The organism is Primorskyibacter sp. S187A (genome assembly GCF_049800955.1).
GTDB lineage: Bacteria > Pseudomonadota > Alphaproteobacteria > Rhodobacterales > Rhodobacteraceae > JAKVBH01.
This window is the reverse complement of record NZ_JBNAGA010000001.1, coordinates 144,459-169,059: the sequence shown is the minus strand read 5'-3', so window position 1 is coordinate 169,059 and position 24,601 is coordinate 144,459. Positions and strand designations below refer to the sequence as shown.

The following is a 24,601-nucleotide window of genomic DNA, read 5'->3' as shown; positions in this document are numbered from 1 at the left end:
TTGCGATTTGGCTAATGCGACAAATTGATGAGAAGTCATGCGAATTCGGGTGCTCAGTCTTGCACCAGACCGGGACACAGGCCAGAGTCGCCCCGGGAACCACACGAGGACCAGATCATGGAAATTCGCAAGATAGGCGTCGTTGGCGCGGGCCAAATGGGCAACGGGATTGCACATGTATTGGCGCTGGCGGGTTATGATGTGCTTCTCAATGATGTGTCGGAAGATGCCTTGTCGGGCGCGGTGTCGCGGATTTCCGGCAATCTGGATCGCCAGGTCAGCCGGGAAAAGATCACGCAAGGCGCCAAAGACGAAGCCTTGGCCCGCATTCAGACAACCTTAAAGCTGGCAGATCTCGGCCAGACAGATCTGGTGATTGAAGCGGCGACAGAACGCGAAACTGTCAAACAGGCGATTTTCGAGGATCTTCTCCCGCATCTCAAACCAGATACGATTTTAACGTCCAATACATCCTCAATCTCGATCACGCGCCTCGCCAGCCGCACTGATCGCCCCGAAAAGTTCATGGGGTTCCACTTCATGAACCCGGTTCCGGTCATGCAACTGGTCGAACTGATCCGGGGAATTGCGACCGATGAGGAAACCTACACGGCTTGCAAAGCGGTCGTGGACAAGTTGGGCAAAACCTCCGCGAGCGCAGAAGATTTCCCGGCGTTCATCGTCAACCGCATCCTGATGCCGATGATCAACGAGGCCGTCTATACGTTGTATGAAGGCGTGGGATCGGTGAAATCTATCGACGAGTCGATGAAACTGGGCGCGAACCATCCCATGGGGCCGTTGGAACTCGCCGATTTCATTGGCCTGGATACCTGCCTGGCGATCATGAACGTGCTGCACGATGGCCTTGCGGATACGAAATACCGCCCCTGCCCTCTGCTGACCAAATATGTAGAAGCGGGATGGCTTGGCCGTAAGACGCAGCGCGGATTCTATGACTATCGTGGCGAAACGCCTGTACCGACCCGCTAGGCTTCACTCACCCAATGACATCGTGCGTTCGCGCAACCATGTCATCATCTCGCGCGGCGTGCCCTGCCAGGCCTCGATCTCGTCCGGCAGGATCGGCTCACCGATCACCGGGCTCTGCGGTCGCCCGCAGGCATGCATCACCTCATGAATCAGAAGGCCCTGCCGCAAGGTCGCCGAGAGCTTGTTGGCTATTTGATAGGCGCGCGAATTTTGACCCGGGAAGTGGATCGGCAGCACTGTCGCACCGGATCGTGTGATCAATTTAGCCGTGAACGGATTCCAGACGGCCTCAACGGCCTTGCCGAAATACGTCTCGGACGCCGCGACGGATCCGGATGGAAAGAGGACCACCACGCCGCCTTGCTTCAAGTGATCCATGGCGCGTTGCCGCATCAGCAGGCCTTGTTCGCGCGCGTCCTCCTCATGCGGAAACGGGACCGGAATCATGAATTGTTCGATCTCCGACACGCCTGTCAGCAGCGACCGTGTCAGGATGCGATAGTCTTCGCGTACACGCCCGATCAATTCGGCCAACACCATCCCATCGACCAGCCCATGGGGGTGGTTTGCCACGATAATCACGGGGCCTTTGGCGGGGATGCGGGCAATCTGCTCTGGCGGCGTTTGAAGCTCAATCTTCATCAAGCCAAGGGCCTGGCTCCAGAAAGCCTGGCCTTCCGCAGGCCCCATGCGTTCAAACCGCCGCACGAGGCGGAGGAGCGGAATTTTCCCGGTGAGCCACTCCATCGCGCGTATGGTGTTGGCTTTCCACGGGTTGGTAAACGTATTGGCATAGGACAGCTTGCGCTTGTCGTAGGGCGCGTTTGCAGGGGGTCTATGCTCCGCCCGCAGTGCTGATGGCTGGGTCGTTTCTACCATAACTTGGTCGACTTCCCTCGATCCACGCCGTTTGGATACGGCTAAAACGTCTCCCCAAAACGGTCCGCCACCAGCGTTTCAATGGCATCTGCCAAAGCAACGGCGTCAGGCCCGTCGGTTTGAACCTCAATAGTGGTTCCTTTCGACGCTGCCAACATCAAAAGGCCCATGATACTATCACCCGAGGCAGACATACCATCGCGGCTCACCTCCGCTTGCGCATCAAAACCTTCTACAACTTCCACAAGTTTTGCGGATGCGCGCGCGTGCAAACCCTTCTCATTCACGATGGGCAATGTGCGGTGTGTTGTCTCGGACATTGGCAAACTCACTCCGGGGCCACGTTTTGGCTGTCGATATATTTGCGGCCAGCTTCGATCGCTACGCGTGCGGCATCGGGCACGCTCATCTTGCGGCTCTTGGCGAGCTTGATCAGCATGGGCAGGTTTGCCCCGTAAAGAATGCGGCGATCATCGGGACGACACGCCTGCAGAGATAAATTGGACGGCGAGCCGCCGAACATGTCCGTGACAATCACGACGCCCTGCCCATCGTCGACCCCGTCGGCGGCTTGGCAAATTTCGGATTGCTTTGAAGCGCGATCATGATCCGGCTCAATCGAAACGGCCACGACACCCAATTGTGCCCCCACAACGTGCTCTATGGCAGCAAGGTATTCCTGCGCCAATTGCCCGTGAGCCACAATTACAATGCCGATCACTCTGCGGCACTCCCCTGAACTTCCGGTGCGTGGTCGCTGAGTTCCGCGCGCCGGTCCAATTCACGATGCCTAATTGACACGCGCCAGCCCGCATTCGCAAGAGCGGACCCCGCCGCTTCCGCAACGGCAACCGAGCGGTGTTTGCCGCCGGTGCATCCAAATGCGACCAGCGCATGAGCCTTGCCCTCATCCATCATGGCCGGAAACTGGAACAGCAGAAGGTCCGTCACTTTTTCCAGAAACGGGCGGTAGTGGTCATCTGTCGCGATGTAGGACACGACATCTTCGTTCTGTCCGGTAAAGGCGCGCAGTTCCTCCTGCCAATGGGGGTTGAGCAGGAAACGGCAATCAAACACCAGATCCGCACCGCGCGGCAGGCCGCGCTTGTAGGAAAAACTGTTTATTGAGATCACCAAAGGCTGGTCAGAGGCGATGCCGAACGCGGCTTGTATTTCTGACCGCAAGTCATGGGGCGAGAGATCATTTGTCTCAATCAGGCGAGACGCCATGGCCCGCAAGGGCGCCAGAAGTTCCATCTCTCGTTCGATACCGCTTTGCGGTGAACCATCCGGCGCGAGAGGGTGTCTTCGGCGCGTTTCAGAGTACCGCCGCAACAAGACATCCATCGGCGCATCCAGATAGAGCAATTCGGGCCCGTAGCCCTCGGAATTGGCCAGATCGACCATCACGGCAGACAGGGTATCAACGCTGAAGTCGCGATTTCTGACATCAATGCCAAGCGCGAGCGACCCAATCTGAGCCCCGCGATCAAACAAGCGCGGGATCAATCTGAGGGGGATATTGTCGATCGCTTCAAATCCCAGATCTTCCAACGCGTTGAGCGCAGTAGACCGCCCCGCGCCGGAAGGGCCGGTCACCAAAACCAGTCGCGGATGGTCGGAGGGTAGGAGAAGTGACATTTATCCGGCGGTCTCAATCAGTCGTCTCTACAGCCATCGAGATAGGCCCAAATCGCCATCGGAAAATACTCTTGTTCCACCTTGTGAAGCAATGGGACCTTGTGTCCGAGAAACACGCGCGTTTTTTCGCGGGGGAGCCGGTCTGTTTCAACGTGATCCATGTCGATCACCAAACGCAACGGCACGCCCCCTTTCATCACAGGCACGGGGATCAATCCTACGCCACGGGCTTCCAAGCGCGGCGGCAAAGATTCGGGGCGAGACAGCAAGAGACCTCCTTTTGAAAGGCGAAGCTCGGTTTGATCATCTGCAATCAAAGTGCCTCCAAGCGCGATGAGCCGCCAGGCAAGGGTTGATTTTCCTGTTCCAGAGGCGCCGCAAATCAGAACGGCTACCGCACCACATGCAACAGACGTGGCATGCAGAATTTCGCTTTCCGATTTGGGCATTGTGCTAAAGCGGCAGACCCACGACAAACCGCGCACCGAGCGGCTCTGACGTGATGTCAGCCTCTGTCGGGCGAATATTCTCGGCCCAGATTACACCGCCGTGGGCCTCCACAATCTGCTTGGAGATCGCAAGACCGAGGCCCGAGTTGTTGCCAAAATCGCTTTCGGGGCGATGCGAATAGAAGCGCTTGAAGATTTTGCCCAACGCTTCTTCGGGAATGCCAGGCCCGGTATCCTCGACCACAACCAACACGCGCGTTTCGCGTTGCCGTGCCCAGATGCGGATCGCATCTCCATCCTGACCGAAAGATATTGCGTTTGTGATCAGATTGACGAAGACCTGCGCCAAACGCGCCTCGAGTCCATGAACATGGATCGGGTCTGAAGGCAGGTCGGTAATGAATTCGATACCACGTTTTCGAGCGTCTTCCCCCAAAAACTGCCCGAGATTGTCGAGCATATTGAGCAGGTTGAACTCAGTTTGCTCTTCTTTGACGAGCTCGCTGTCCAGACGCGAAGCATTGGAAATATCGCTGACTAACCGATCGAGGCGACGCACGTCATGCTCGATCACGTTCAAGAGCTTTTCGCGCTGATCCTCACGTTTGGCGACACGCATCGTGCCCACAGCGGACCTCAATGATGCAAGCGGGTTTTTGATTTCATGCGCCACGTCCGCCGCAAATTGCTCATTGGCATCAATCCGGTCGTACAAGGCGTTGACCATGCCGCGCAGAGCACCGGACAATCGCCCTATTTCATCAGGGCGCGCGGTCAAATCAGGAATGCGGACCCGTCCACCGTTGGCTTTTCCGCGGTCACGATCTCGGCCCAGCTCCGCGGCATCCGCCAAATCGGAAATCGGGTTCGATATCGTAGAGGCAAGCACCAAAGACAAACCTATCGATACGATGGTCGCGATCACAAACATCTGCAAAACGCGTTCGCGCTCGGATCGTACGAGCTTGTCAATTTCACCCGCGGCCGAAACGAGAGCTACAGCACCAACAACATCGCCATTTTGCCACACCGGGGTAGAAACAGAGAACACGGTTGACCCGTCCACCGCCTCACCGGTTTCAACCCGGGTATCGCCGTTCAGGCTGACACTCACCAGCTTCTCGATGTCTTTCACAAAGCGCTGTTCGGGGTCTATGGCCTCCCCGCGCAGCATTGTGGTCAATCCATTCCAAACTGCACTCAGAAAGTCAGTTATCAGCGTCGGCGAGGCTTCCTCGTCGTCTGCCTGTGGCTCGGATGCGCGAATGGCGCCCACCTGGTTTCGGGAAACATCGTAGACGAAGACATCCACACCAGATCGCAAATCAAGTCCGGACAGGGTCTGGCCGACATCGATTCCGTCACCGGTTGCAAAGCTAACTGGGGCCCCGACGGGCAGTTGAGCTTCAAAGACATCGGCGATGAGCTCAGCCTCGCCCACCAATGCCGTCGCGCGTTGCGTCGCCAGACCGTCCCGAGAGCTGTTGAGATATAAGATCCCAGCAACGAGAATGTTCAGCGCAATCAGATTGAACGTGATGATCTTGCGCGTCAGGGGCGAGCGACGCAAAGGGATCCAGCCCCGCCGCGCACGGCTGGCCTGGAGTTCCTTTTCAACGGTGCCATTGGGCGCAACCCAGTCGTCTCCCAAGACGACATCGCCGTTACGCCGCATGCCGGTGTCCGTCACGCGTCAGCCCTCAATTCGAGCAGTTACTCTTCGTTATACCTGTAACCGATGCCGTACAGGGTTTCGATCGCCGAGAATTCAGAATCCACAGTGCGCATTTTCTTGCGCAAGCGTTTGATGTGACTGTCGATGGTCCGGTCATCAACGTAGACCTGATCATCGTAGGCGACATCCATCAGCTGATCGCGGCTTTTTACAAAACCGGGCCGCTGAGCGAGCGCTTGCAGGAGAAGAAACTCCGTGACCGTCAGTGAGACTTCCTGCCCCTTCCAGCTTACGGAATGGCGCAGCGGATCCATGCGCAACTCGCCGCGCTCCATGATCTTCGTTTCTTCGGTATCACCAACTTCGTCGCCGGCGACCGCATCTTGCCTGCGCAAGAGCGCACGAATGCGCTCTACCAGCAAACGCTGTGAAAAGGGCTTTTTGACGTAATCGTCGGCGCCCATGCGCAACCCCAAGACCTCATCGATTTCATCATCCTTCGACGTCAGGAAGATGACGGGCATCGATGTTTTCTGGCGAAGCCTCTGGAGCAAATCCATGCCGTCCATACGCGGCATCTTGATATCCAGCACGGCCATGTCAGGCAGTTTGCGATTAAACGCATCCAAAGCCTGCTGGCCATCATTATAGGTTTCAACCTCAAAGCCTTCCGCTTCGAGGGTCATTGCTACGGATGTCAGAATATTTCTGTCATCGTCCACAAGGGCGATCTTAGACATTTTGCTGTCCTTATACTACTCGGCTGCCTTATTTTTAGGCCACACTCACCTCTTTTTCCGGGGCAATCAATACCCAACCACGAATCGCGCCGCCGATCCGTGACCAGAAAACCTCAAAAGTACGAACGAATGCCTAAAAACAGGCCGCGCCAGAACACATGAGAACAGCGGGCGAACATGATTGCGCTAAACTTGTTGGTGGTGGCGCTAACTGTGCGTTTGCGTCCTATTCATGCCACAAAACGGCATGATAAGACCGGCAAATCAGGCGACATCGCTAAAGCCGAATTCTCGGTGCCTGAAGGTTCAATCGCGCAGAGCGCACCTTAGGAGACATCACAATGACACTTGGACGGGTAAACCCGAATTTCCGGCTTGAAGATCAGGGGATCAAAGGTCTGGGCCAAGTCTATTACAACTTGATGGAACCGAGCCTGATCGAAGAAGCCCTGCGGCGCGACGAAGGGACTTTGGGCAATGGAGGCGCCTTTCTGGTGTCTACTGGCAAATATACAGGCCGCTCTCCCAAGGACAAACACGTCGTCAAAACCGCTTCTGTCGCCGACAATATCTGGTGGGAGAACAATGCCGCGATGAGCCCCGAGGGCTTTGATGCGCTTTACGAGGATATGCTGGCGCATATGCAGGGGCGCGATTATTTCGTGCAAGACCTGATTGGCGGCGCCGATCCCGCGCATGCTATTGACGTTCGGGTTATCACTGAATTGGCTTGGCACGGGCTTTTCATTCGCCACATGCTGCGCCGTCCTGACCGCGAAGAGCTCAACGAATTCACAGCCGATTTCACGGTCATCAATTGCCCGACCTTTAAGGCAGACCCGGAGCGTCATAATTGCCGGTCGGATACCGTGATTGCGATGAATTTTGATCGCAAGCTCATCTTGATTGGCGGGACGGAATATGCCGGTGAGAACAAGAAGTCTGTCTTTACTCTTCTGAACTATCTCTTGCCCGAGAAAGGCATCATGCCGATGCATTGCTCGGCCAATCACGCTGTTGGCAATCCCGTCGATACCGCGATTTTCTTTGGCTTGTCCGGGACCGGCAAAACGACATTGTCTGCCGATCCTGCCCGTATCTTGATCGGTGACGACGAGCACGGCTGGTCAGATCGCGGGACGTTCAATTTTGAGGGTGGCTGTTACGCCAAGACAATCAATCTCAATCCCGAAGCAGAGCCAGAGATCTTTGCAACGACATCCAAGTTCGGCACTGTCATCGAAAACATGGTTTTCGACGAAGAGACGAAAGAACTGGATTTCGAGGATGACAGTCTGACGGCCAATATGCGCTGCGCTTATCCGCTGGAAAACATTTCCAACGCGTCAACCTCTGCCTTGGGCGGGCACCCGAAAAACATCATCATGCTGACATGTGATGCCTTCGGTGTTCTGCCTCCCATTGCACGCCTGACGCCTGCACAGGCCATGTACCACTTCCTGTCCGGTTTCACCTCGAAGGTCGCCGGGACAGAGCGCGGTGTCACGGAGCCGGAACCCACGTTCTCGACCTGCTTTGGCGCGCCTTTCATGCCCCGCAGACCGGAAGCCTATGGTCGATTGCTGCGGGAGAAAATCGCAAAACACGGTGCGACCTGCTGGCTGGTCAATACCGGCTGGACAGGGGGCGCATACGGGCAAGGATCCCGGATGCCAATCAAGGCAACGCGCGCACTTCTGACAGCTGCATTGGATGGATCCCTGGCAGAAGCCGCCTTTCGCAAAGACGCCAATTTTGGTTTTGATGTACCGGTCGATGTTCCGGGTGTGCCGGATGTTCTGCTGGATCCGCGCCGAACTTGGGAAGACAAGGCGGCTTATGATGTACAGGCTGGAAAGCTGGTGCAAATGTTTGCGGACAACTTCGAACAATACCTGCCGTATATTGACGAAGACGTCAAAGCCGCAGCCATTGGCTGAGCCGATAGCATAGCTTTAGAAAAAAGCCCCGCTGAGCGGGGCTTTTTTTAATTCAGGCGATCAACAAGTCTTCCGCAGATTGACCAGATTCAAGAGCGTTCTTGAACCAGACCGGTTGCCTGCCCCGGCCCGACCAGGTCTGCGACGCATCATCGGGATTTCGATACTTGGGCGCCGATGCGCTCCGCGTGGATTTGCCGGTCAGTTCCGACAAGGAAAAACCCATCTCGCTCGCTTTGGCTTCCAAAGCCGCAAGGGCTTCCTTCCGCTTGCGCGCCTCAAAACTCACGATAGCTTTGTCGACATCTTTGCGAAGTTTCTTGAGCTCCGCGAGATCCATTGAATTCAGGTCCATCATCATTTTCCCCAGTTGTCTGGCGAACGCTAAATGCGATTGCGCAGCTTCAGTCAATAGGACACCAAAAACTGGTTAATGAATTGGCGATCTTTCGCGGAATGAGGTTAATAAATCCTTAATAAGTGACGCAATATAGCGCCAATTCAATCGATACGTTAATTGAAATTCTCAAAGCGCGTTTAAGTCGAAAACGACTTAATTGTTTCTCAGCACCTTTGCGAAATTCGTGAAAATCGCTTCATTGGCGCCAACAACCTCACCGTCTTCAAGGATATCGCCGTCCGGATTCATGGGCTCGATCAGGCCTCCGGCTTCCTTGAGGATGATGACACCTGCCGCAATATCCCAAGGCTGAACACGGCGCTCCCAGTAGCCCTCATAGCGGCCCGCAGCCACATAGGCCAAATCGAGAGCTGCCGCCCCCCAACGCCGTACCCCGGCGCAGGCCGGCATCAGGCGTGCGAGATCCTGCAAGGTCTCGGGCAGATCAGAGCGGCCACCAAACGGCAGCCCCGTCGCAAAGATCGACTCAATCATGCGCGATCGCCCGGATACGCGCAGACGCGATTCATTCATCCACGCGCCTTCCCCTTTTTCGGCGAAGAACATCTCGTCTTTTGCAGGATCAAACACAACGCCGGCCACGACTTTGCCCTTATGCTCGAGGGCAATGGAAACGGCCCAGTGTGGCAGGCCATGCAAAAAGTTTGTCGTGCCGTCCAACGGGTCGACGATCCAGCGGCGCGTGGGATCTTCACCATCTTCGGCGCTGCTTTCTTCGGCCAGCCACCCATAGGTCGGACGTGCGCCGCGCAGCTCTTCGCGCAGGATCTCTTCAGCCGCCAGATCCGCCCGGCTTACGAAATCGCCCGCGCCCTTCATGGACACCTGCAGGTTTTCCACCTCCCGGAAGTCCTTGACCAACGAGCGCCCGGCTTTGCGAGCAGCTTTCATCATGATGTTGAGATTTGCACTGCCGACCATGACAAGACCCTTTTCAAACGAAATCAGGCCGCGCGTATACGCGGCCCGCTCAGGCTTGCCAATAGGGTATTCAGCCCCGACTGGCCACCGGTTTCAGTGGGTTTTGGTCTTACCCTTCTTGGGCATGGACATTTGAACGGGCTGATCCGCCGTCCCGCAACAAATCACACCGCCCATAACGATCGGCTGCAAACCGGCCGGACAGTAATTCGGCCCGTGATACGCCTGCACGGGCATCGAGTTCGGATTGTTTTCCGTTTGATCGCCCATGTACATGTCGCCCCATGCCATGGCTTGCGTTGCGCCCAGAGCAAGTACCCCTGCCAAACCGGCTGCTTTGAGAATCTTCATGAGCGTCCCCGCGTTCTGTGTTCATTAACCTTGTTACAAAGCTACGCGCGAGTGAAGTCATGTCAATGAAAAGCCGCAAGAGATGCGAAGTTTCAAAGTGGCGTATCGGTAAACTTTAATGCTTTCGCGTTTGATCCAGCTCATCCATCGCGCGCTCGGCATCCTCGGGATCGGTCGACGGCACAGCGTAGGACCCTGACATCCACTTCGCCAAATCAACATCGGCACAGCGTTTCGAGCAAAAGGGCCGGTAGTCTTTTTGAGTGTCCTTGGCGCAGATCGGGCAGCTCATAGTACCTCCGAAAGCGGGACGCGCAGACGCGCGCGGTTCAGTTCAAAATGTCCCATAGTTGTCCAGCCGACAAGGGTCGTCTCAACGGGATCGGCGCGGAAAGCGGAGCGCAACGCGCTCTCAACGGCGCGACGATCTTTCTTGGGCATGGGCGCAAAATCCACGACAATTTGCCCCCCCAGCCCGCGCAACCGGAGCTGCCGGGCAAGACCCCGCGCGCAGGCGAGATTTGCCTTGAGACCTGCGGCGGGCGAGCTGTCGCCCCCGGTGTTCACGTCCACGGCTACAAATGCGCGCGTGGGCTCAATAAACATCGCGCCTGCCTTGGCCCGCTGGAGCGCGTCGATCTCTTCGAGGACACCATGCTCGGCAAATGAGCCCGGCTCCGTGATCACTTCATCCGCCTGCCATTCGCGCCATGCCAGCGCATGAGGGCCATCGCCTTCTACCAGAAGATCTGGCGCGCCCGACGTATCCTGGCTCACATTCTGCGCCAGATCGCGCATAGCGAGAACGTCATCGGCAATGTCATCTGCATCGGCCTCTGCGCAGGAAGAGCGCAGAATGAGCCCCATCGCGCTGCCCTCCATCGCGTCATGGGCAATCTCGAGCAGAGTATCTCGCAGCGCTTCATCCTTGATTTGCCGCGAGATATTCAAGCCCGGCGCGTCAGGCGTCACAATGGCATAGCGTGATTTGAAGAGGACCTTTTGCGTTACCGCGGGTGCTTTGCCGGGTTCCGGCCGCGCATTGACCTGCACCAAAAGCGTCTCACCCTGCTTCAAGCCCTTGATCTGACGCAAAAACAACGGCCCGTCCGGCGCACTCAAAAAGACACCACCCTGCCCTTTCATGGGACGATCCGCCTTCGCGCGGTAGATAGCCCCGGGGCGCACGTCCACGCCATCGAGCAAGAGGTCTTCCAGCCTGCCATTCACGAGCAAAGCCGCGGCTTCAACCTCGCCCAGATGATCCAATAGCACTTGCCGGGTCATGCCTGTCTCCACATCGGATAGCCCGCTGCTGCGAGCAATTGCGCCGTTTCCGCCAGAGGCAGGCCCATGATGGCGGGGTAAGATCCCTCGATCCATGGAATAAAGGCGCCTGCGGGCCCCTGAATACCGTAGCCGCCTGCCTTTCCCTGCCAGTCGCCGCTGGCGAGATAGGCGTTAATTTCCAGATCAGACAGGCGTTTCATCCGCACCGTAGAGACCACATCCCGAAACCAGACCTGATCCCCACGCCGCACCGCAACGGCGGTGATGACCTTATGGCGGCGCCCCGAAAGCATGTGAAGAAACTGCGCGGCTTCTCCGGCATCGGCAGGTTTGCCCATGATGCGTCGTCCAAGCGCCACAGTTGTGTCTGCGCAAAGCACGATCTCATCATCCGTAAGCGACATGGCCTGCGCCTTTTCGCGGGCGATGCGCGCGCAATAGGCCCTCGGCAGCTCGCGCGGGTGCGGGTCTTCGTCAATGTCGGGAGGGCGCACCTCTGAGATCGCAACACCCAGAACACCCAATAATTCGCGCCTGCGCGGACTGCCGGAGCCGAGCACGAGTTTTGGTTGGGATGTCATGTGCGTCCCCTGACCTTCAGCGCCGTCATGCCTTTGCCGCAACGCCTCGGGCGCTCCAATGCAATGGATTGGAGCGCAAACAGCTTATTTGAATCGATAGTTGATGCGACCCTTGGTCAGGTCATACGGTGTCATTTCCACCTGAACCTTGTCACCCGCCAAAACGCGGATCCGGTTCTTACGCATCTTACCTGCCGTATGAGCGATGATCGTATGGCCGTTTTCCAGCTCGACCAGGAATGTCGCGTTCGGCAGGAGTTCCTTTACGACACCGGGGAATTCGAGCAGTTCTTCCTTGGCCATGGTCTCTCCTTGGTTACAGTTGCGCCAATCAGGCGCGTGCGCCTAAGTGAGCGCTTGGCGCCCGGTTTTCAAGGCTTTTGTGGCGTCATGGGCACAATTGTGACCTCACCGTCACGCCCCTGTTGTTCTGTCCAATGCGCGCGCCCGGCCACCGCGCCATGACGGCGAACCGCTGCAATCGCCTCCGGATCAATCTCGGCATAGGTCCAGCCCGGCACATTCAGCGCACCCTCTGCGAGAACGCCCGTTTCCGGAAAGCCGAGATCAGGCGGCCCAAACACGCCGCCTGCGCCTGAATTCAAATCAACCGATTCCGACCACGGACATGCCCCGACGGTCGATGCCATAACCGAGACGCATTGGCTCTCCAACGCACGTGCCATCGCGCCAATGCGCACACGCCAATACCCCGAGAGCGCTTCGGTACAGGAGGGGACAAGCAACAGGTCCGCTTCTTTTAGCGCGCGGCCCAGCAGGGGGAATTCACTGTCATAACAAATCAAAATGCCAATGCGGCCCAAGGACGTTTCGAAAAGGCGCAGCGGACCACCGGCTTCAATGCCCCAGGGGTCGCGCTCAAACTTGGTCATGATCTGTTTGTCTTGCACACCAACAGCGCCCTCGGGCGTGATCAATCGCGCACGGTTGACCGGGCGCTTGCCCCCGTCAAACACAGGCGCAGACGCCGCAAGGATATGCACGCCGTATTCCATGGCCAGCATGACATGCAGGGCGTCCACCTCCGGGACACGGTCGCTCACAACATGGAGGCTACGCTCAAGATCCAGCGCTGCCTCGCGCCCGTCAAGCGTGGCCAGCTCCATGGCACCATATTCGGGAAATACCAGAAGCTCCGCCCCGGCCTCCGCAGCCTCGCGGACATGCGACGACAGCTTGTCCTCGTACGCGTTCCACGATCCCAGAAAATCCATTTTATAGGCCGCTGTGGCGACTTTCATGGCCATTGTCCTCTTGTCTGATACTCACGGCGCGCGCCGTTGCAGAGCGGCCCGGGCAGCGTCATACGTCTATGTCCAAAGTGACCGGAAAGTGATCCGACGCTGTCAGCAAAGCCTCGCGCAGCTCTGGCGTGCGCCAGCATCCGGGATCATCAAACGGATGCCAAACTCTCCACGTGCCGCCAAGACCCTTCAGATCAGGAGACACGAAAACATAGTCCAACAAAGCCTGAAGATAGCGCTCTTCTTCGCGAATGTAGAACCGCGCGGTGGTGGGCTGTGCGGCCAGACGTCTTTGCAAGGCACGGGCCGCGTGGGGGTCGTACAAGAGACTGGCGTCGTCGGTCTCTCCGCGCACAATCTCGACAGAAGAGCGACCAAACAAGGCCTCATACTCATCAAGCCCAGGACCATCGTTCAGATCCCCCATCACCATGAGGGGTCGCTTGGCATTCAGATGTGATGTGATCCTGCGGCGCAGCCAGATCGCCTGAGCCAATTGCTTGCGCCGATTGGCAATGGCCGCGCGCATGACCTGATCTCGCGTACGCGCGCCATGGGGGGCTTTGGATTTGAGATGCGCGCCAATCAGATGCATCTCCGTGCCTTTGGCGGTGGTGACCGCCAGCTCCAGAGGGGGTTTTGAGAAGGTGACCTTGTCCTGTCTCGCGTCCACATCGAGATCGATGGCAAATGTCCCGTCAAACCGGGGGGCATCCGCGCTCTCAAGCGGTGTGTGCCTGACGCTGATCGCATCGGGATCGTAGAGCAGCATGATTTCCTGCTGCGTCGTGTTCTCGAACCCGAGGATAGCGCGGCGCGCGCGCAAATCGACCGCGGCCGCGAAGGTCTCAAGCGCTTTCACGCCGTCACGCGTGCGGTGTGTGTCCGGCGCTTCGATAATCATGATGGCATCCGCATCCAGCGCGGTGAACACGATCCCCAGCGCCTCTGTTTGGGCCGCCCGGGTCACGTCATGGCGCGCAGACCACGTGTCGTCATTGTGCAATTGACCTGCATCATCGAAGAGCGCGTCGAACCACTCGACGTTATAAGTGGCAAATCGCACGCGCCCTTTGCCTCACGCAGGTTCTGAATGGCGCGCGGAAATCTCTTCCCAGGCCTGATTGATATCCTGCATGCGCCGCTCCGCCATCTGAACAGCCTCTTCCGGAACGCCGCGGGCCAGCATGCGGTCGGGATGACTTTCCTTGACCGCTTCGCGCCAGACTTTGCGAATATCGCTGAGCGCCATGTCAGGGCGCACGCCAAGAACCGTGTAGGGATCCTTGGGCGCATCGGGCACGAAACGGGCGCGCAAGGCCATGAACTCCGCATCTGGCAGGCCGAAGATCTCGGCCACACGTTCCAAAAACGCATCTTCGTTGGGGTGATACACCCCATCGGCCACCGCGATGTGAAACAGCCCCTCCATCAGATCGCAGATCGCCGGGCCACCCTGATCATACATCGCGCGAATGCGCCGCGCATAATCCTCGAACCCGGCCACGTCCTGCCGCGCCAGATTGAATACGCGCGCGGCCTGCGGCTCATCCTCCTGCGCGATCCGGAACACCTCCCGGAACGCCGTCACCTCATCCCGGGTCACGAGGCCATCGGCCTTGGCCATTTTCGCCCCAAGTGCGATCACCGCAATGGTAAAGGCCACGCTGCGCTCAGGCGGCGTGCGCAACCGCTCAAAGACGGCTGACAGGCTTTCACCGCTCGTCAGAGCGGAAAGAGCATCCGATATCCGGGTCCAAAGTGACATGGGGACAGTATAAGACGTCGGTGCAGGCTTGTCAGAGACAATTTCTTACTGAGGAGACAAGGACCACGCTCCGGCCTACAGGAATTTCTGCATGAGGATCAGATCCATCCAGCGATCAAACTTGCGCCCGACCTGCGGCAAGCGCCCTATCTCCTGAAATCCGATGCTGGCGTGAAACGCGACGCCGGCCGGATTTTCCCCTGAAACACCCGCAAAGAGAGAATGCACGCCGGCACCCCGCGCATGCGCTTCAAGCGCTGCCATCAAAGCGCGCCCGGCACCATGACCGCGGGCCTCGGGTGCCAAAACGATGGAATGCTCTTTAGTATGGGCATAGCCCGGCCCGTTGCGAAACGGAAAATAGCAAGCGTAGCCAACAACTTGCCCATGCAGCTCGACCACGTGATAGCTGCTCCCGGGCGCGTCAATGGCTTGGGCGAGGCTCTCCGGATTTTTCTCTTCGGTCGTGAACGTGATGCTGGTGTCCCGGACAACGGGATTTATCAGCGCTGCAATGGCCGCGGCATCTGCGACCCGGGCCTGACGCACGATCATCGCAAGGTGACCTTGCCCTGTGGCGTCTCGAAATCCGCCTCAAGCCGGGCCGGACCCGGCAGAAATTCAATGAGCGGCGCGTTGAGCCAGGGCTGCAACGCCTGAGCAATCTCACTGACTTGCGGATGGAAAACCCGCAACGCTGTCAGCGCGACCCCTTGTTGCGTCAAACGCGGCGCCGGGTGGGGGCCATCCCATTGGATCAATGCGGGAAACATGCCCTGATAGGGCAACATCCCGTCCTGTGGAACAGCCATGCGCCAGCGCAGATCGCCACGCGTCAAGGCAACGATCTCTCCCGCGTCCGGCAGGGCCGCGACCACTGCTTCGAGATCATCCACGCGGCAGATCCAGTTGGTCAGGCGCGGCTCCCCGGCAAAGGCATCCAGACCGAACCAGCGCGCGTGAGGCAAAGGCGCTGCGGCCGGATCCACGGCAATTGCCTCAAGATAGAGCCCATCCTCCAGCCCGAGCAGCGTGTTGTGCGTTCCGAAATGCGGATGCTCTCCCCCCATTTGCAGCGGCACGCCCAACAACTGCGCCACATGCTGTGTCGCCGCGTCGCGCGTTTGGCCGGAAATTGCGATATGATCGAGTTCCATGGGTCTCTGCCTCGCACTGCTTTCGATGCGGTTTTGGCAAGAAATGTGGGCTATGTCACGGGGTCTTACACAGAGACCGCCTCGAGCAGCTCCTGACGCTTGATCTCACCGGTACGGGCCGAAATCCGTGTTGTGCCGCGCTCCATGACGAGAAACCGATCGCCCAGATCAAAAGCGAAGTCAAAATACTGTTCCACCAGAACAATCGCCATCTCGCCTGCATCGCGGAGCTGGGAGATGACCCGGCCGATTTGCTGGATGATGTTTGGCTGAATGCCTTCGGTCGGTTCATCCAACAGCAATAGTTTGGGTTTTGTGACAAGAGCGCGCGCGATGGCCAATTGCTGTTGTTGCCCCCCCGACAGATCGCCGCCGCGCCGATGGAGGAAGTCCTTCAGGATCGGAAAGAGATCAAACACCTCTTCAGGAACCTTGCGTTCGGGGCGCGGCAAACAAGCAAACCCGGTTTCAAGGTTTTCCTGTACGGTCATGAATGGAAAGATTTCCCGCCCTTGGGGCACATACGCGACGCCTTTCTGGGCCAAAGCGTGGGCGCTGGCTTTTCCGATTTCCTCCCCATCGAGAAGATATCGACCCGACGAGCGCACATGGGTGCCCGATATGGCCTTCAGCAGGCTCGTTTTACCCACACCATTGGTCCCCATGACGCAGGTGACCTCGCCGCGCGCAGCCGCGAGATCAATACCGTGAAGGATTTGGCTTCCGCCGTAGTGAAGCGTGAGCGCTTCGGTCTGCAGGACATTATCTGCCAAGATACACCTCAATGACTTTCTCGTCGGATGTGACGTGATCGATGGATCCTTCGGCAAGGACCGAGCCTTCGTGCAGCACCGTCACCTTGCAATTGAGACGACGCACAAATTCCATGTCATGCTCGACCACAACAACCGCACGTGTCTTGGCTGCCTCCACAAGGATGTCCGTCGTCTGTTCACGTTCCGCAGGTGTCATGCCCGCCGCAGGTTCATCGACGAGCAAAAGCCTCGGCTCTTGCGCGAGCAGCATGCCGATCTCAAGCCATTGCTTTTGACCATGGCTCAACTCACCGGCCTTGCGGCTCAAAGCGGGTGCCAGGCCGATCTCTGCAGCCAGGCTTTCAACGCGCTCGTGATCTTCCGCTGAGGGTTTGAAAAACAAGACAGCCAGCGGGCTGCGGTTCTTCTTCAGCGCCAGCATCAAGTTGTCGGCAACGCTCTGGTCCTCAAAGACCGTGGGGCGTTGGAACTTCCGCCCAACCCCTTGCTGGGCGATTTTGCTTTCGGACATGGCAAGCAGCGACGCCGATTTCTCACCCCAGAGAACACGGCCCTCATCCGGTCGTGTCTTGCCGGTGATGATGTCCATGAAAGTCGTCTTGCCAGCGCCATTGGGCCCAATGACCGCGCGCATTTCCGCGTCGCCTATTTGAAAGGACAGGTTGTTGATCGCGCGGAAGCCGTCAAACGAGACGGAAACACCCGAGACCTCGAGAAGCGTGCTCATTTTTCAGCCTCCTGTTCCTGCAATGCGCCAGCGTCCGGGCCCAGCGGCGCACCGCGCCGTTTAGGGCTTTGCCGATCCGTCCAGAGGTCCACGAGACCGCCTATGCCTTTCGGGGCGAACAACGTCACGGCCACGAAAGAGACCCCGAGCAGGACCGTCCACCAATCAACCCACTTGACCGTGGCAAAGCCCAGATTGAGGTCAGGCGCCTGCCCACCGGTGAACCATGTCGACACAAGACTGACGAAGGCCGCGCCGATAACCGCGCCGTAGAGCCGCCCACGCCCGCCGATGGCCACCCAGACCGCGAGATAGATCGAAGCGATGGGGGCAAGCTCGGCAGGGTTGATGATGCCCGCTTGCGGATAATAGAGCGCGCCGGCGATGGCAGCGATCACGGCGGTCAGCGTGAACACAACAAGTTTGTAGGCCTCGACGGGATAGCCCAGAAAGCGCGCGCGGGTCTCGTCATCGCGGATGGCGCGGATGACGGAGCCGAATTTCCCCGAGACCAGCCAGACACAGAGCAAATAGCCCAGCCCCAGAGCAAGCGCGGAGCCCCAGAAGAACCACATCGACACGGTGGATTGTGGTACGGCATCAAGCCCGGGCAGGTTTTGCAGGCCGGACAGGCCGTTGTTGCCGCGCAGGCCTGAATCGTTCTGGAAGAGGTAGAGGGCCAGCGCGAGTGTCATGGCCTGGCTCAGGATTGAGAGATAGACGCCTGTGACCCTGCTGCGGAAAGCCAGCCATCCAAAGACAAAGGCCAGCAGGCCCGGGACAAGCACCACTGCGGCCAGTTGCAGCGGGAGCGAGTGGGCCACCGCCCAGATGGGCGGAAACTCAGATGCGCCCACGACCCCGAAGATCTGTCCAGCGATCCCGTCCGAGATTTCCTGAACGGTGGGGGGCAGCGGCGCGTTGGCGAGGTTCTCCAAAACGATCAATTCGGTGCGGGCATACATGAGCCACATGCCGATGGCGTAACCACCGAGCCCAAAGAAGGCCATGTGTCCGAGGCTGAGGATGCCGCAATAGCCCCAAACCAGATCCATCGCGAGGGCCACGAGGCAGAGGCAGAGAGTCTTGCCCAGGGTTTTGACGAAGGAGGTGGAGATCACGCCGATGCCGACGCCTTCGGCCAAAACAGTGATGGTGAGCGTGAAAACGGCAAGGCAAGCGATGAAGATCAGCAACGAGGGGTGGCGCAGTACGAAGGGTTGGGTTGCGCCGCCTCCGGCGTCGCCTGGAAGGGGGGCCAGCCCCCCCGCGCGCTGAGGCGCGCTCCCCCCCGGAGTTTTTTTGGCAAGATGAAGGGTGGTGTCGGTCATGGGATCAGGCCTCCGCCGCGCGGCCCTTGAGGGCGATGATGCCTTTGGGGCGGAACTGGATGAAGAGGATGATGAAGAGGATCATGTAGGTTTGTGCGGCCAGCGTATTGGAGGGGTTGAGCCATTCGATGCCTTTTTGCAGGCTGCCCACCATGGTGGCGCCCAGCAGCGTGCCCCAGATGTTGCCGACGCCGCCGACGACCACGGTCATGAAGCTTTGCACGATGTAGTCCGCGCCCATCTCTGAGGTCACTTTCGCATAGAGCCCGATGGCCACTCCTGCGATACCGGCGATGCCCGAGCCGAAGCCAAAGGTGAGCATGTTGATCTTGTCAGGGTTGATCCCCATCGACGCCGCCATACGGGGGTTTTGCGTCACGGCGCGGACCTCGAGGCCCAGCCGTGTGCGGTTCATCACGAAGAGGAAAAGCGCGAGGAAAAGCAGCGCGAGGACGAAGATCGCGATGCGGATGTAGCTGATCGAGACGATATCGTTTATCACCCATGAGCCATCAAGCCAGCCCGGGGCGGTCAGCGGGCGGGCCTGCGTCCCAAAGATGTTCTTGGCGATTTGCTGCAGCGCGATAGAAACGCCGAAGGTCGCCAGCAGCGTTTCCAGCGGGCGGTGGTAGAGCCAGCGGATGACCGTGCGCTCCAGCAACACGCCTGCGGCGAAGGTCACCATAAAGGCCAGCGGGATCGCGAGCAGGATTGACAGCGTATAATCGGGCACGAAAAGCTGCACGACATAGCCCGTGTAGGCGCCCATCATGATGAACTCACCATGGGCCATGTTGATCACACCCATCACGCCGAAGGTTATGGCGAGGCCAATTGCTGCGAGAAAGTAGATCGAAGCGAGGGACAGTGCGTCAAGAGCGAGATCTGCGGTTTGGTTCAGGGCGACGGCGGCTTCGATGTCCTGCAGAACGACTTGTGCGGCCAATGCGACGGGCACTGGCGCACTCGTGAACACCTCAAAAAAGCTGTAGGCGTCGAGCGTTTCGCTCACGTCTGCCTCTGTCACAAGCGGTGGGGCGAGGCCCTGCTCTGCCAGCGCCGCATAGGCAAGGGCACGCGCCTCATCGGTGTTCAAGCTGGCGACCTGTATGCCCGCAACGCTTGTCCCGTCGATATGCGCAACGAGGGTCTCCTTGACGGCATCATTGTGCAACAGGGCGGGCGCCACGCCATCTTCGACCAGCAGATTGTAGGCCTCCATGCGCGGCAATCGCTCAGAGCCAGGCTCTACGGCCACTGCGCCCTCCGGCAACGTCTCCGCAAATGCGACACGCGTCGCCACCAGCGGATTGAGCACAGCGCGGACATCTACGCCCAGATCTCCCGCAAATCCCTCAATCGCGGCAATGCGCACGGCATCATCGGGATCGAAGCGAATGGTCAGGAGACGCTCCAGGCGGCGCTTGCGCTCGGCCAGCGCCGGATCCGTTTCCCCATCAATCGCGGCGCGCAACGCCGCGAGATGGCTGGCCTTTGCATCGCGTTCAATCGCATCGAGCGCGATGCTGCGCTCTTCAGGATCGGGCGCTCTCAGTTGAAATTGCACCAGCGCGGCAGCGATCATCCCACGGATGCCGGAGTTGGGCTTGAGCTGTTTGAATGATCTGTCGGGGACAGGCCCGATCTCGACCCCGGTGGCGACGTCAAAGATGCGGATCGTATCCCGGTCAATCTCCTCGGCAAAGACAAAGAGGCCTGTGTCTTTCTCGAACCACATTTCCTTGGCCTGCCAACGCTCCAGAACGATCTGAGCTTCGGGCAAACCGCTTGCCGTCAGCCCCTCGATGGCGGGTCCGATCGTACGGCGGGATGACTTCGCGATGATCTCGCCATATTCCTGCAACAACAGCTGTATCGGTGCATCGCTTTTTTGGGCATGCACGGGCTGGATCAGCGTCAGGCACGACACAAGGATTGCCAAAGAGGCACGAATGAAGAAGCGCATGGGAGGCTCGATTTGGGACGGGAACGGGTCAAGTGTCTGCGCGGGTTTGGCCCCGCGCAGACATGTCTGTCAGATCAATAGTTGGATTTGATCTGCACGCAGCTTTCGGTCTGGGTGTTGTACATCCCGCAACCAAGCTCTTTCCAATCGGAGACCAGAACCGCCGATTCAGGAAGGAAATCCGTCCATGCGTCGCCTGGGACTTCCTCGGTCTGGCTGATGATGTCGAACTGACCATCATCCTGAATTTCACCGATGAGAACAGGCTTGGCGAGGTGATGGTTCGGCAGCATGACCGCAGTCCCGCCTGTAAGGTTCGGGAATTCCTGACCGTACATCGCCGTGCGCACAGCATCGACATCTGTCGTGCCGGCTTCTGTCGCGGCGTTCACCCACATGTTGAAGCCAATGTAATGGGCCTCCATCGGGTCATTGGTCACACGGTCCTCTCCCATACGGGCCTTCCAGGCCTCGACCCAGGCCTCGTTGGCCTCGGAGTCGGCAGATTGGAAATAGTTCCAGGCTGCGAGATGGCCGACGAGGTTGGTCGTATCCAGCCCGGCAAGCTCTTCTTCTCCAACCGAGAAGGCCACGACCGGAATATCATCCGCAGACACACCCGCGGCCGCGAGCTCTTTGTAGAAGCCGACATTCGCATCACCGTTGATCGTCGAGATCACACCAACCTTCTTGCCATCCGCCCCAAGCGCCACGACATCCGCCACAATCTTGGACCAGTCGGAATGGCCGAAGGGGGTGTAGTTCACGAAGATATCTTCCTTGGCGATGCCCTTTTGCTGGAGATAGCTTTCGAGAATGTTGTTCGTGGTGCGCGGGTAGACATAATCGGTCCCCAGAAGCGCGAATTTCTCAACGCCCAGCTCCTCTAGGAAGTAATCTGTGGCTGGGATTGCTTGCTGGTTCGGCGCAGCGCCGGTGTAGAAGACGTTTTTGGAGCTTTCCTCGCCCTCATATTGGACCGGGTAGAACAGAAGACCGTTCAGTTCTTCAATCACGGGGAGCACGGATTTGCGGCTGACGGATGTCCAATTGCCAAAGATCACGTCAACTTCATGCACGCTCAGCAACTCGCGGGCCTTCTCGGCAAAGAGCGGCCAATCAGACGCTGGATCGACGACCACAGCTTCCAACTCACAACCCAGCACGCCGCCCTTTTCATTTTGCTGTTCGACCAGCATTTCCATGGTGTCTTTCAACGTGGTTTCCGAGATCGCCATCGTGCCGGAGAGCGAATGCAGCACCCCAACCTTGATGGGGCAATCCGCCGCCTGTGCTGTCATGGGGAGCAAGCCCGCGAGCAGAGCCGCCGCGGCTGTTGAGTGAAGTAGCATCTTGGTCATCGCAATTCCCTTTGCGGTACGTCGCGTGAGCCGTTGCGAAATGGTCCTTGCAGTCCCATATGACGCTCACGCAATCTTGTTGCGGAGTACGGTGGTGAGTGGAGTTCCAGGCCAGCACCATCGCACGGTCAAAACAGGCAGCAGTGCCCGTCGGGTCACCATTGGCGCAATCTGTGGGCAGCGCGAGAATGCCCGCCGGCAAATACCCCTCAATCGCTGATCGTCTGCAAAGATATTCATCGCTTTTGGGACGTTCGCCCAAGAATTGATCAATCAGAAGGCGATTTCGGTGGCCTTAGCGCGACTCACTGACCAAGAAGCATGCTGCCGCAGGCCTCGATTTGCGATGTCGCACGCGCGCTTGCCCAAACGGCCCGCGCGGGATCGCCAGAGAACGAAATGGTCGAGAGAAGGTCCGCATGGGCCACCTTGGCCTCAATCCGCAGATTGAGTGCTTCGGGCCGCATGTCCTCCGTGACCACGGCGTCGAGCATGGCAAGAAACTGCGCCCGCTGGGCTTCAAGGGGGGTGCTGTCCGCGCCGATGACCCAGGCATGTGTCACTTCAGCCGACAATTGCCCGGAACAGATTGCAAAGGTCTGCGCCAAAGGCGGGAGCGCCACGGCGGGCGGCGCCCAAAGCACAATCAAGACACCTGCAAGATATGTTCTTATGCCGCTCATATTTTGATCAAAACGGCAAATTTTGCGCCGATCAAGTGTGCAGCGTGAAAATTTTGAGGCAGATTGGACGAATACGCAGGTCTCAGCGGCGCTGCAATATCGTGATGCTGGCTCTATTTTATCGGAAACGCGGCGCGAATGCCTGCCTCTTGAGCGGCGCTGAGATAGGTTGGCCGATGGGATGCCAGAATGTCCCTCGCGCGCGCCCGCGCCCGATCCCACGCTTCTTTCGCGCCCGCCTCTTCCCAGGCGCGCGGCGGGTCCCTGTCGGCGATGCGGGGATAAAAATAGTCCCGCTCCATGGCATCTTGCGTTTGGGTTGCCCCCAGAAAGTGGCCATCTCCCAGAACCGAGGCAGCAATCGCCGCGACGTTCAAAGCTTCATCATTGACCTCGATGCCGCGCAGCACACGGTAGCTATGGGCGTGCATTTCATCATCCAGCACAAACCCCTCAAAGGACGCGCCCAGGAGCGCCGCAGTCATGCCCGAGCTCTCGTAGATCAGGTTTGCGCCCGAGAGCGCGGCGGCCAGCGACGTCATGGCCTTCTCGCTTCCGTATTGGGCATCAATGGCTTTGGCATCCGTCATGGACGCTGCCACGCCAGAGGGCAGATTGAGCCAGTTCGACAGTTGAGCAGAGGCGGCATTGAGCAGCGCAGTCTCGCCACCGCCACCGCTGAACGCGCCTGTGCGCAAGTCAATCACGAAGGGCCAGTTGGAAAACACCATCGGATGGCCAGGACGGATTGCATGCACCATCAAAAGACTTGCCAGCGTTTCGGCCAATGATTGCGCCAGAAAGCCTGCCAGTGTGGCAGGTGCGGTTGCGCCGGCTTGGGCCGCGGTTATGCACGACAGGGGAATGTTATGTGCGATGGCTGCGTAGACCACGTCCACAGCATCCTCACCGTAGCGCATGGGCGAGATAACGGGGCTGATATGCGCCTTGAGAAAGGGGCGTTTGGCAAATGCCCCCATGCCGCCTGCCACGATATCGAGCATATGCACAATTGGCGCGACATGGGCCGCCAGCGTAAAGGACGTGCCCACAGGCTTTGTTGTCCCCCGCACAAGCGCATGGACGGTATTCACATCCAGCTCAAAGACATCCGGCACATCGGTGGCCACACAACAGCGGGTAAACCATGCCACATTGTCTTAAGCGTCTTGCAGCCGCGTAAAATCGTGCAGATCGGCGAGCGTGGACGGTCGGTAGCGCCCGGTCTCAAGATCAAGCGTCTGAACCGCAGCCCCTCCGGTTCCGAAATAGACGCGATCGCCGCCCACTTCGATGGATCGTGCCTCGTCGCGGCCATGCAGGACAAAGCGTTGTGCCGCACCTGCTATGGCATCTTCTGTCAAAGCGCATGGAAAGCTGAGACGACCGTCCTGGCGGAGGTCCGCGCCGCAGGCCAAAAGATCGTCTCGCAACCGCGCAGGCACGTCGCCCATGCCCAGATCTTCGAGCAAGCGCAACGCCGTGTCATAAATCCTGCGCAGATCCGCCTCAGACAATGGCCGATAAGTCCCGCCCGGCGCTCCCGGCGGCGCCGGATGCACCGCCAGAGGGGCCGCCCGCTGTGCCAGCCGCTCCTGGCGGCCGCCGCGTTTTCGTACAGTCACAACGCCTCCGATCCGTCGCTTTTGGACCAGAGTTGGACAGGCTGAGCGCGGATGCTGTTCC

At 58.6% G+C, this 24,601-nt stretch carries 27 protein-coding genes and 1 pseudogene; 2 read left to right on the top strand and 26 right to left on the bottom strand.

Translation table 11 applies throughout. The features are described from left to right. Positions 1-117: 117 nt before the first annotated feature. Complete coding sequence (locus ACP15S_RS00895; RefSeq protein ID WP_425037573.1) at positions 118-993, top strand: 3-hydroxybutyryl-CoA dehydrogenase; 876 nt, start codon at positions 118-120, stop codon at positions 991-993. A gap of 3 nt (positions 994-996) precedes the next feature. On the opposite strand, the gene ACP15S_RS00890 is transcribed toward ACP15S_RS00895, so the two are convergent. Genes ACP15S_RS00890 through ACP15S_RS00860 form a run of 7 tightly spaced genes read right to left on the bottom strand, consistent with a single transcriptional unit; the run spans position 997 to position 6,377 of the window. Next, positions 997-1,872 (bottom strand): lysophospholipid acyltransferase family protein, encoded by an 876-nt coding sequence (locus tag ACP15S_RS00890; protein ID WP_425037571.1) that lies wholly within the window; start codon positions 1,870-1,872, stop codon positions 997-999. A 41-nt stretch (positions 1,873-1,913) separates the two neighbouring features. Continuing rightward, positions 1,914-2,192, bottom strand: coding sequence for an HPr family phosphocarrier protein (locus ACP15S_RS00885; protein WP_425037569.1), 279 nt, complete (start codon positions 2,190-2,192; stop codon positions 1,914-1,916). 8 nt (positions 2,193-2,200) lie between these two features. Then, positions 2,201-2,593 carry a PTS sugar transporter subunit IIA gene (locus tag ACP15S_RS00880; RefSeq protein WP_425037567.1) on the bottom strand — a complete coding sequence of 131 codons (393 nt, stop codon included), beginning with the start codon at positions 2,591-2,593 and terminating at the stop codon, positions 2,201-2,203. Next, a complete protein-coding gene (rapZ, locus tag ACP15S_RS00875; protein ID WP_425037565.1) occupies positions 2,590-3,513 on the bottom strand; it encodes an RNase adapter RapZ in 924 nt (307 codons plus the stop codon). The genes ACP15S_RS00880 and rapZ overlap by 4 nt, the downstream gene beginning before the upstream one ends. A gap of 17 nt (positions 3,514-3,530) precedes the next feature. Continuing rightward, positions 3,531-3,962, bottom strand: a complete 432-nt coding sequence (locus tag ACP15S_RS00870; protein WP_425037563.1) for an HPr kinase/phosphorylase — start codon at positions 3,960-3,962, stop codon at positions 3,531-3,533. Positions 3,963-3,966: 4 nt separating this feature from the next. Beyond that, positions 3,967-5,637, bottom strand: a complete 1,671-nt coding sequence (locus ACP15S_RS00865; RefSeq protein ID WP_425037561.1) for a sensor histidine kinase — start codon at positions 5,635-5,637, stop codon at positions 3,967-3,969. Positions 5,638-5,675: 38 nt separating this feature from the next. Beyond that, the gene (locus ACP15S_RS00860) at positions 5,676-6,377 is read right to left on the bottom strand and encodes a response regulator transcription factor (protein ID WP_425037559.1); all 702 of its coding nucleotides are present in this window, start codon (positions 6,375-6,377) and stop codon (positions 5,676-5,678) included. Between the two features lie 341 nt (positions 6,378-6,718). Here ACP15S_RS00860 and ACP15S_RS00855 point away from each other — a divergent pair, with 341 nt between their 5' ends. Continuing rightward, positions 6,719-8,317 (top strand): phosphoenolpyruvate carboxykinase, encoded by a 1,599-nt coding sequence (locus tag ACP15S_RS00855; RefSeq protein ID WP_425037557.1) that lies wholly within the window; start codon positions 6,719-6,721, stop codon positions 8,315-8,317. Positions 8,318-8,369: 52 nt separating this feature from the next. Here ACP15S_RS00855 and ACP15S_RS00850 read toward each other — a convergent pair whose 3' ends face one another. From ACP15S_RS00850 to ACP15S_RS00760, 19 genes and pseudogenes are all read right to left on the bottom strand, one after another. Then, positions 8,370-8,678 carry an H-NS family nucleoid-associated regulatory protein gene (locus tag ACP15S_RS00850; RefSeq protein WP_425037555.1) on the bottom strand — a complete coding sequence of 103 codons (309 nt, stop codon included), beginning with the start codon at positions 8,676-8,678 and terminating at the stop codon, positions 8,370-8,372. Between the two features lie 192 nt (positions 8,679-8,870). Beyond that, the gene (locus ACP15S_RS00845) at positions 8,871-9,659 is read right to left on the bottom strand and encodes an inositol monophosphatase family protein (RefSeq protein ID WP_425037553.1); all 789 of its coding nucleotides are present in this window, start codon (positions 9,657-9,659) and stop codon (positions 8,871-8,873) included. Between the two features lie 93 nt (positions 9,660-9,752). Next, on the bottom strand, positions 9,753-10,010 hold the full coding sequence (locus ACP15S_RS00840; protein ID WP_425037551.1) for a hypothetical protein: 258 nt from the start codon (positions 10,008-10,010) through the stop codon (positions 9,753-9,755). A gap of 115 nt (positions 10,011-10,125) precedes the next feature. Further along, positions 10,126-10,302 carry a DNA gyrase inhibitor YacG gene (locus ACP15S_RS00835; protein ID WP_425037549.1) on the bottom strand — a complete coding sequence of 59 codons (177 nt, stop codon included), beginning with the start codon at positions 10,300-10,302 and terminating at the stop codon, positions 10,126-10,128. Then, a complete protein-coding gene (locus ACP15S_RS00830) occupies positions 10,299-11,297 on the bottom strand; it encodes a ribonuclease E/G (RefSeq protein WP_425037547.1) in 999 nt (332 codons plus the stop codon). Before ACP15S_RS00830 ends, ACP15S_RS00835 begins: the two co-directional genes overlap by 4 nt. Further along, complete coding sequence (locus ACP15S_RS00825) at positions 11,294-11,881, bottom strand: Maf family protein (protein WP_425037545.1); 588 nt, start codon at positions 11,879-11,881, stop codon at positions 11,294-11,296. Before ACP15S_RS00825 ends, ACP15S_RS00830 begins: the two co-directional genes overlap by 4 nt. An 84-nt stretch (positions 11,882-11,965) precedes the next feature. Further along, positions 11,966-12,184: a translation initiation factor IF-1 gene (gene infA / locus ACP15S_RS00820; RefSeq protein WP_008186030.1), complete on the bottom strand. Its 219-nt coding sequence runs from the start codon at positions 12,182-12,184 to the stop codon at positions 11,966-11,968. Positions 12,185-12,252: 68 nt separating this feature from the next. Then, the gene (locus ACP15S_RS00815; protein ID WP_425037542.1) at positions 12,253-13,143 is read right to left on the bottom strand and encodes a carbon-nitrogen hydrolase family protein; all 891 of its coding nucleotides are present in this window, start codon (positions 13,141-13,143) and stop codon (positions 12,253-12,255) included. A gap of 61 nt (positions 13,144-13,204) precedes the next feature. Next, positions 13,205-14,212, bottom strand: a complete 1,008-nt coding sequence (locus ACP15S_RS00810; RefSeq protein WP_425037540.1) for an endonuclease/exonuclease/phosphatase family protein — start codon at positions 14,210-14,212, stop codon at positions 13,205-13,207. A 12-nt stretch (positions 14,213-14,224) separates the two neighbouring features. Next, positions 14,225-14,914, bottom strand: a complete 690-nt coding sequence (locus ACP15S_RS00805; RefSeq protein WP_425037538.1) for a TerB family tellurite resistance protein — start codon at positions 14,912-14,914, stop codon at positions 14,225-14,227. A gap of 75 nt (positions 14,915-14,989) precedes the next feature. After that, positions 14,990-15,469: an N-acetyltransferase family protein gene (locus ACP15S_RS00800; RefSeq protein WP_425037536.1), complete on the bottom strand. Its 480-nt coding sequence runs from the start codon at positions 15,467-15,469 to the stop codon at positions 14,990-14,992. Beyond that, a complete protein-coding gene (locus tag ACP15S_RS00795) occupies positions 15,466-16,071 on the bottom strand; it encodes a VOC family protein (protein WP_425037534.1) in 606 nt (201 codons plus the stop codon). Before ACP15S_RS00795 ends, ACP15S_RS00800 begins: the two co-directional genes overlap by 4 nt. Positions 16,072-16,136: 65 nt before the next feature. Further along, complete coding sequence (urtE, locus tag ACP15S_RS00790) at positions 16,137-16,844, bottom strand: urea ABC transporter ATP-binding subunit UrtE (RefSeq protein ID WP_425037532.1); 708 nt, start codon at positions 16,842-16,844, stop codon at positions 16,137-16,139. Continuing rightward, a complete protein-coding gene (gene urtD, locus ACP15S_RS00785) occupies positions 16,834-17,574 on the bottom strand; it encodes an urea ABC transporter ATP-binding protein UrtD (RefSeq protein ID WP_425037530.1) in 741 nt (246 codons plus the stop codon). The genes urtE and urtD overlap by 11 nt, the downstream gene beginning before the upstream one ends. Beyond that, positions 17,571-18,905, bottom strand: coding sequence for an urea ABC transporter permease subunit UrtC (urtC, locus tag ACP15S_RS00780; protein WP_425037528.1), 1,335 nt, complete (start codon positions 18,903-18,905; stop codon positions 17,571-17,573). The genes urtD and urtC overlap by 4 nt, the downstream gene beginning before the upstream one ends. 4 nt (positions 18,906-18,909) lie before the next feature. Next, positions 18,910-20,871: an urea ABC transporter permease subunit UrtB gene (gene urtB, locus ACP15S_RS00775; RefSeq protein WP_425037526.1), complete on the bottom strand. Its 1,962-nt coding sequence runs from the start codon at positions 20,869-20,871 to the stop codon at positions 18,910-18,912. Between the two features lie 74 nt (positions 20,872-20,945). Further along, complete coding sequence (gene urtA, locus ACP15S_RS00770) at positions 20,946-22,223, bottom strand: urea ABC transporter substrate-binding protein (protein ID WP_425039623.1); 1,278 nt, start codon at positions 22,221-22,223, stop codon at positions 20,946-20,948. Between the two features lie 314 nt (positions 22,224-22,537). Next, on the bottom strand, positions 22,538-22,915 hold the full coding sequence (locus tag ACP15S_RS00765; RefSeq protein ID WP_425037524.1) for a hypothetical protein: 378 nt from the start codon (positions 22,913-22,915) through the stop codon (positions 22,538-22,540). A gap of 113 nt (positions 22,916-23,028) precedes the next feature. After that, positions 23,029-24,540: pseudogene (locus ACP15S_RS00760) on the bottom strand (trimethylamine methyltransferase family protein). Positions 24,541-24,601: the final 61 nt, after the last annotated feature.

Excerpts from the sequence above, each read along its gene's own strand:
- ACP15S_RS00795 (WP_425037534.1), bottom strand. The coding sequence starts at position 16,071 with ATGGAACTCGATCATATCGCAATTTCCGGCCAAACGCGCGACGCGGCG.
- rapZ (WP_425037565.1), bottom strand. The coding sequence starts at position 3,513 with ATGTCACTTCTCCTACCCTCCGACCATCCGCGACTGGTTTTGGTGACC.
- urtB (WP_425037526.1), bottom strand. The coding sequence starts at position 20,871 with ATGCGCTTCTTCATTCGTGCCTCTTTGGCAATCCTTGTGTCGTGCCTG.
- ACP15S_RS00800 (WP_425037536.1), bottom strand. The coding sequence starts at position 15,469 with ATGATCGTGCGTCAGGCCCGGGTCGCAGATGCCGCGGCCATTGCAGCG.
- ACP15S_RS00885 (WP_425037569.1), bottom strand. The coding sequence starts at position 2,192 with ATGTCCGAGACAACACACCGCACATTGCCCATCGTGAATGAGAAGGGT.
- ACP15S_RS00855 (WP_425037557.1), top strand. The coding sequence starts at position 6,719 with ATGACACTTGGACGGGTAAACCCGAATTTCCGGCTTGAAGATCAGGGG.
- ACP15S_RS00825 (WP_425037545.1), bottom strand. The coding sequence starts at position 11,881 with ATGACATCCCAACCAAAACTCGTGCTCGGCTCCGGCAGTCCGCGCAGG.
- ACP15S_RS00850 (WP_425037555.1), bottom strand. The coding sequence starts at position 8,678 with ATGATGATGGACCTGAATTCAATGGATCTCGCGGAGCTCAAGAAACTT.
- urtA (WP_425039623.1), bottom strand. The coding sequence starts at position 22,223 with ATGCTACTTCACTCAACAGCCGCGGCGGCTCTGCTCGCGGGCTTGCTC.
- urtC (WP_425037528.1), bottom strand. The coding sequence starts at position 18,905 with ATGACCGACACCACCCTTCATCTTGCCAAAAAAACTCCGGGGGGGAGC.
- ACP15S_RS00895 (WP_425037573.1), top strand. The coding sequence starts at position 118 with ATGGAAATTCGCAAGATAGGCGTCGTTGGCGCGGGCCAAATGGGCAAC.
- ACP15S_RS00860 (WP_425037559.1), bottom strand. The coding sequence starts at position 6,377 with ATGTCTAAGATCGCCCTTGTGGACGATGACAGAAATATTCTGACATCC.
- ACP15S_RS00765 (WP_425037524.1), bottom strand. The coding sequence starts at position 22,915 with ATGAGCGGCATAAGAACATATCTTGCAGGTGTCTTGATTGTGCTTTGG.
- ACP15S_RS00840 (WP_425037551.1), bottom strand. The coding sequence starts at position 10,010 with ATGAAGATTCTCAAAGCAGCCGGTTTGGCAGGGGTACTTGCTCTGGGC.
- ACP15S_RS00890 (WP_425037571.1), bottom strand. The coding sequence starts at position 1,872 with ATGGTAGAAACGACCCAGCCATCAGCACTGCGGGCGGAGCATAGACCC.
- ACP15S_RS00870 (WP_425037563.1), bottom strand. The coding sequence starts at position 3,962 with ATGCCCAAATCGGAAAGCGAAATTCTGCATGCCACGTCTGTTGCATGT.
- ACP15S_RS00830 (WP_425037547.1), bottom strand. The coding sequence starts at position 11,297 with ATGACCCGGCAAGTGCTATTGGATCATCTGGGCGAGGTTGAAGCCGCG.
- ACP15S_RS00835 (WP_425037549.1), bottom strand. The coding sequence starts at position 10,302 with ATGAGCTGCCCGATCTGCGCCAAGGACACTCAAAAAGACTACCGGCCC.
- ACP15S_RS00845 (WP_425037553.1), bottom strand. The coding sequence starts at position 9,659 with ATGGTCGGCAGTGCAAATCTCAACATCATGATGAAAGCTGCTCGCAAA.
- urtD (WP_425037530.1), bottom strand. The coding sequence starts at position 17,574 with ATGAGCACGCTTCTCGAGGTCTCGGGTGTTTCCGTCTCGTTTGACGGC.
- ACP15S_RS00815 (WP_425037542.1), bottom strand. The coding sequence starts at position 13,143 with ATGAAAGTCGCCACAGCGGCCTATAAAATGGATTTTCTGGGATCGTGG.
- ACP15S_RS00865 (WP_425037561.1), bottom strand. The coding sequence starts at position 5,637 with ATGCGGCGTAACGGCGATGTCGTCTTGGGAGACGACTGGGTTGCGCCC.
- ACP15S_RS00805 (WP_425037538.1), bottom strand. The coding sequence starts at position 14,914 with ATGTCACTTTGGACCCGGATATCGGATGCTCTTTCCGCTCTGACGAGC.
- infA (WP_008186030.1), bottom strand. The coding sequence starts at position 12,184 with ATGGCCAAGGAAGAACTGCTCGAATTCCCCGGTGTCGTAAAGGAACTC.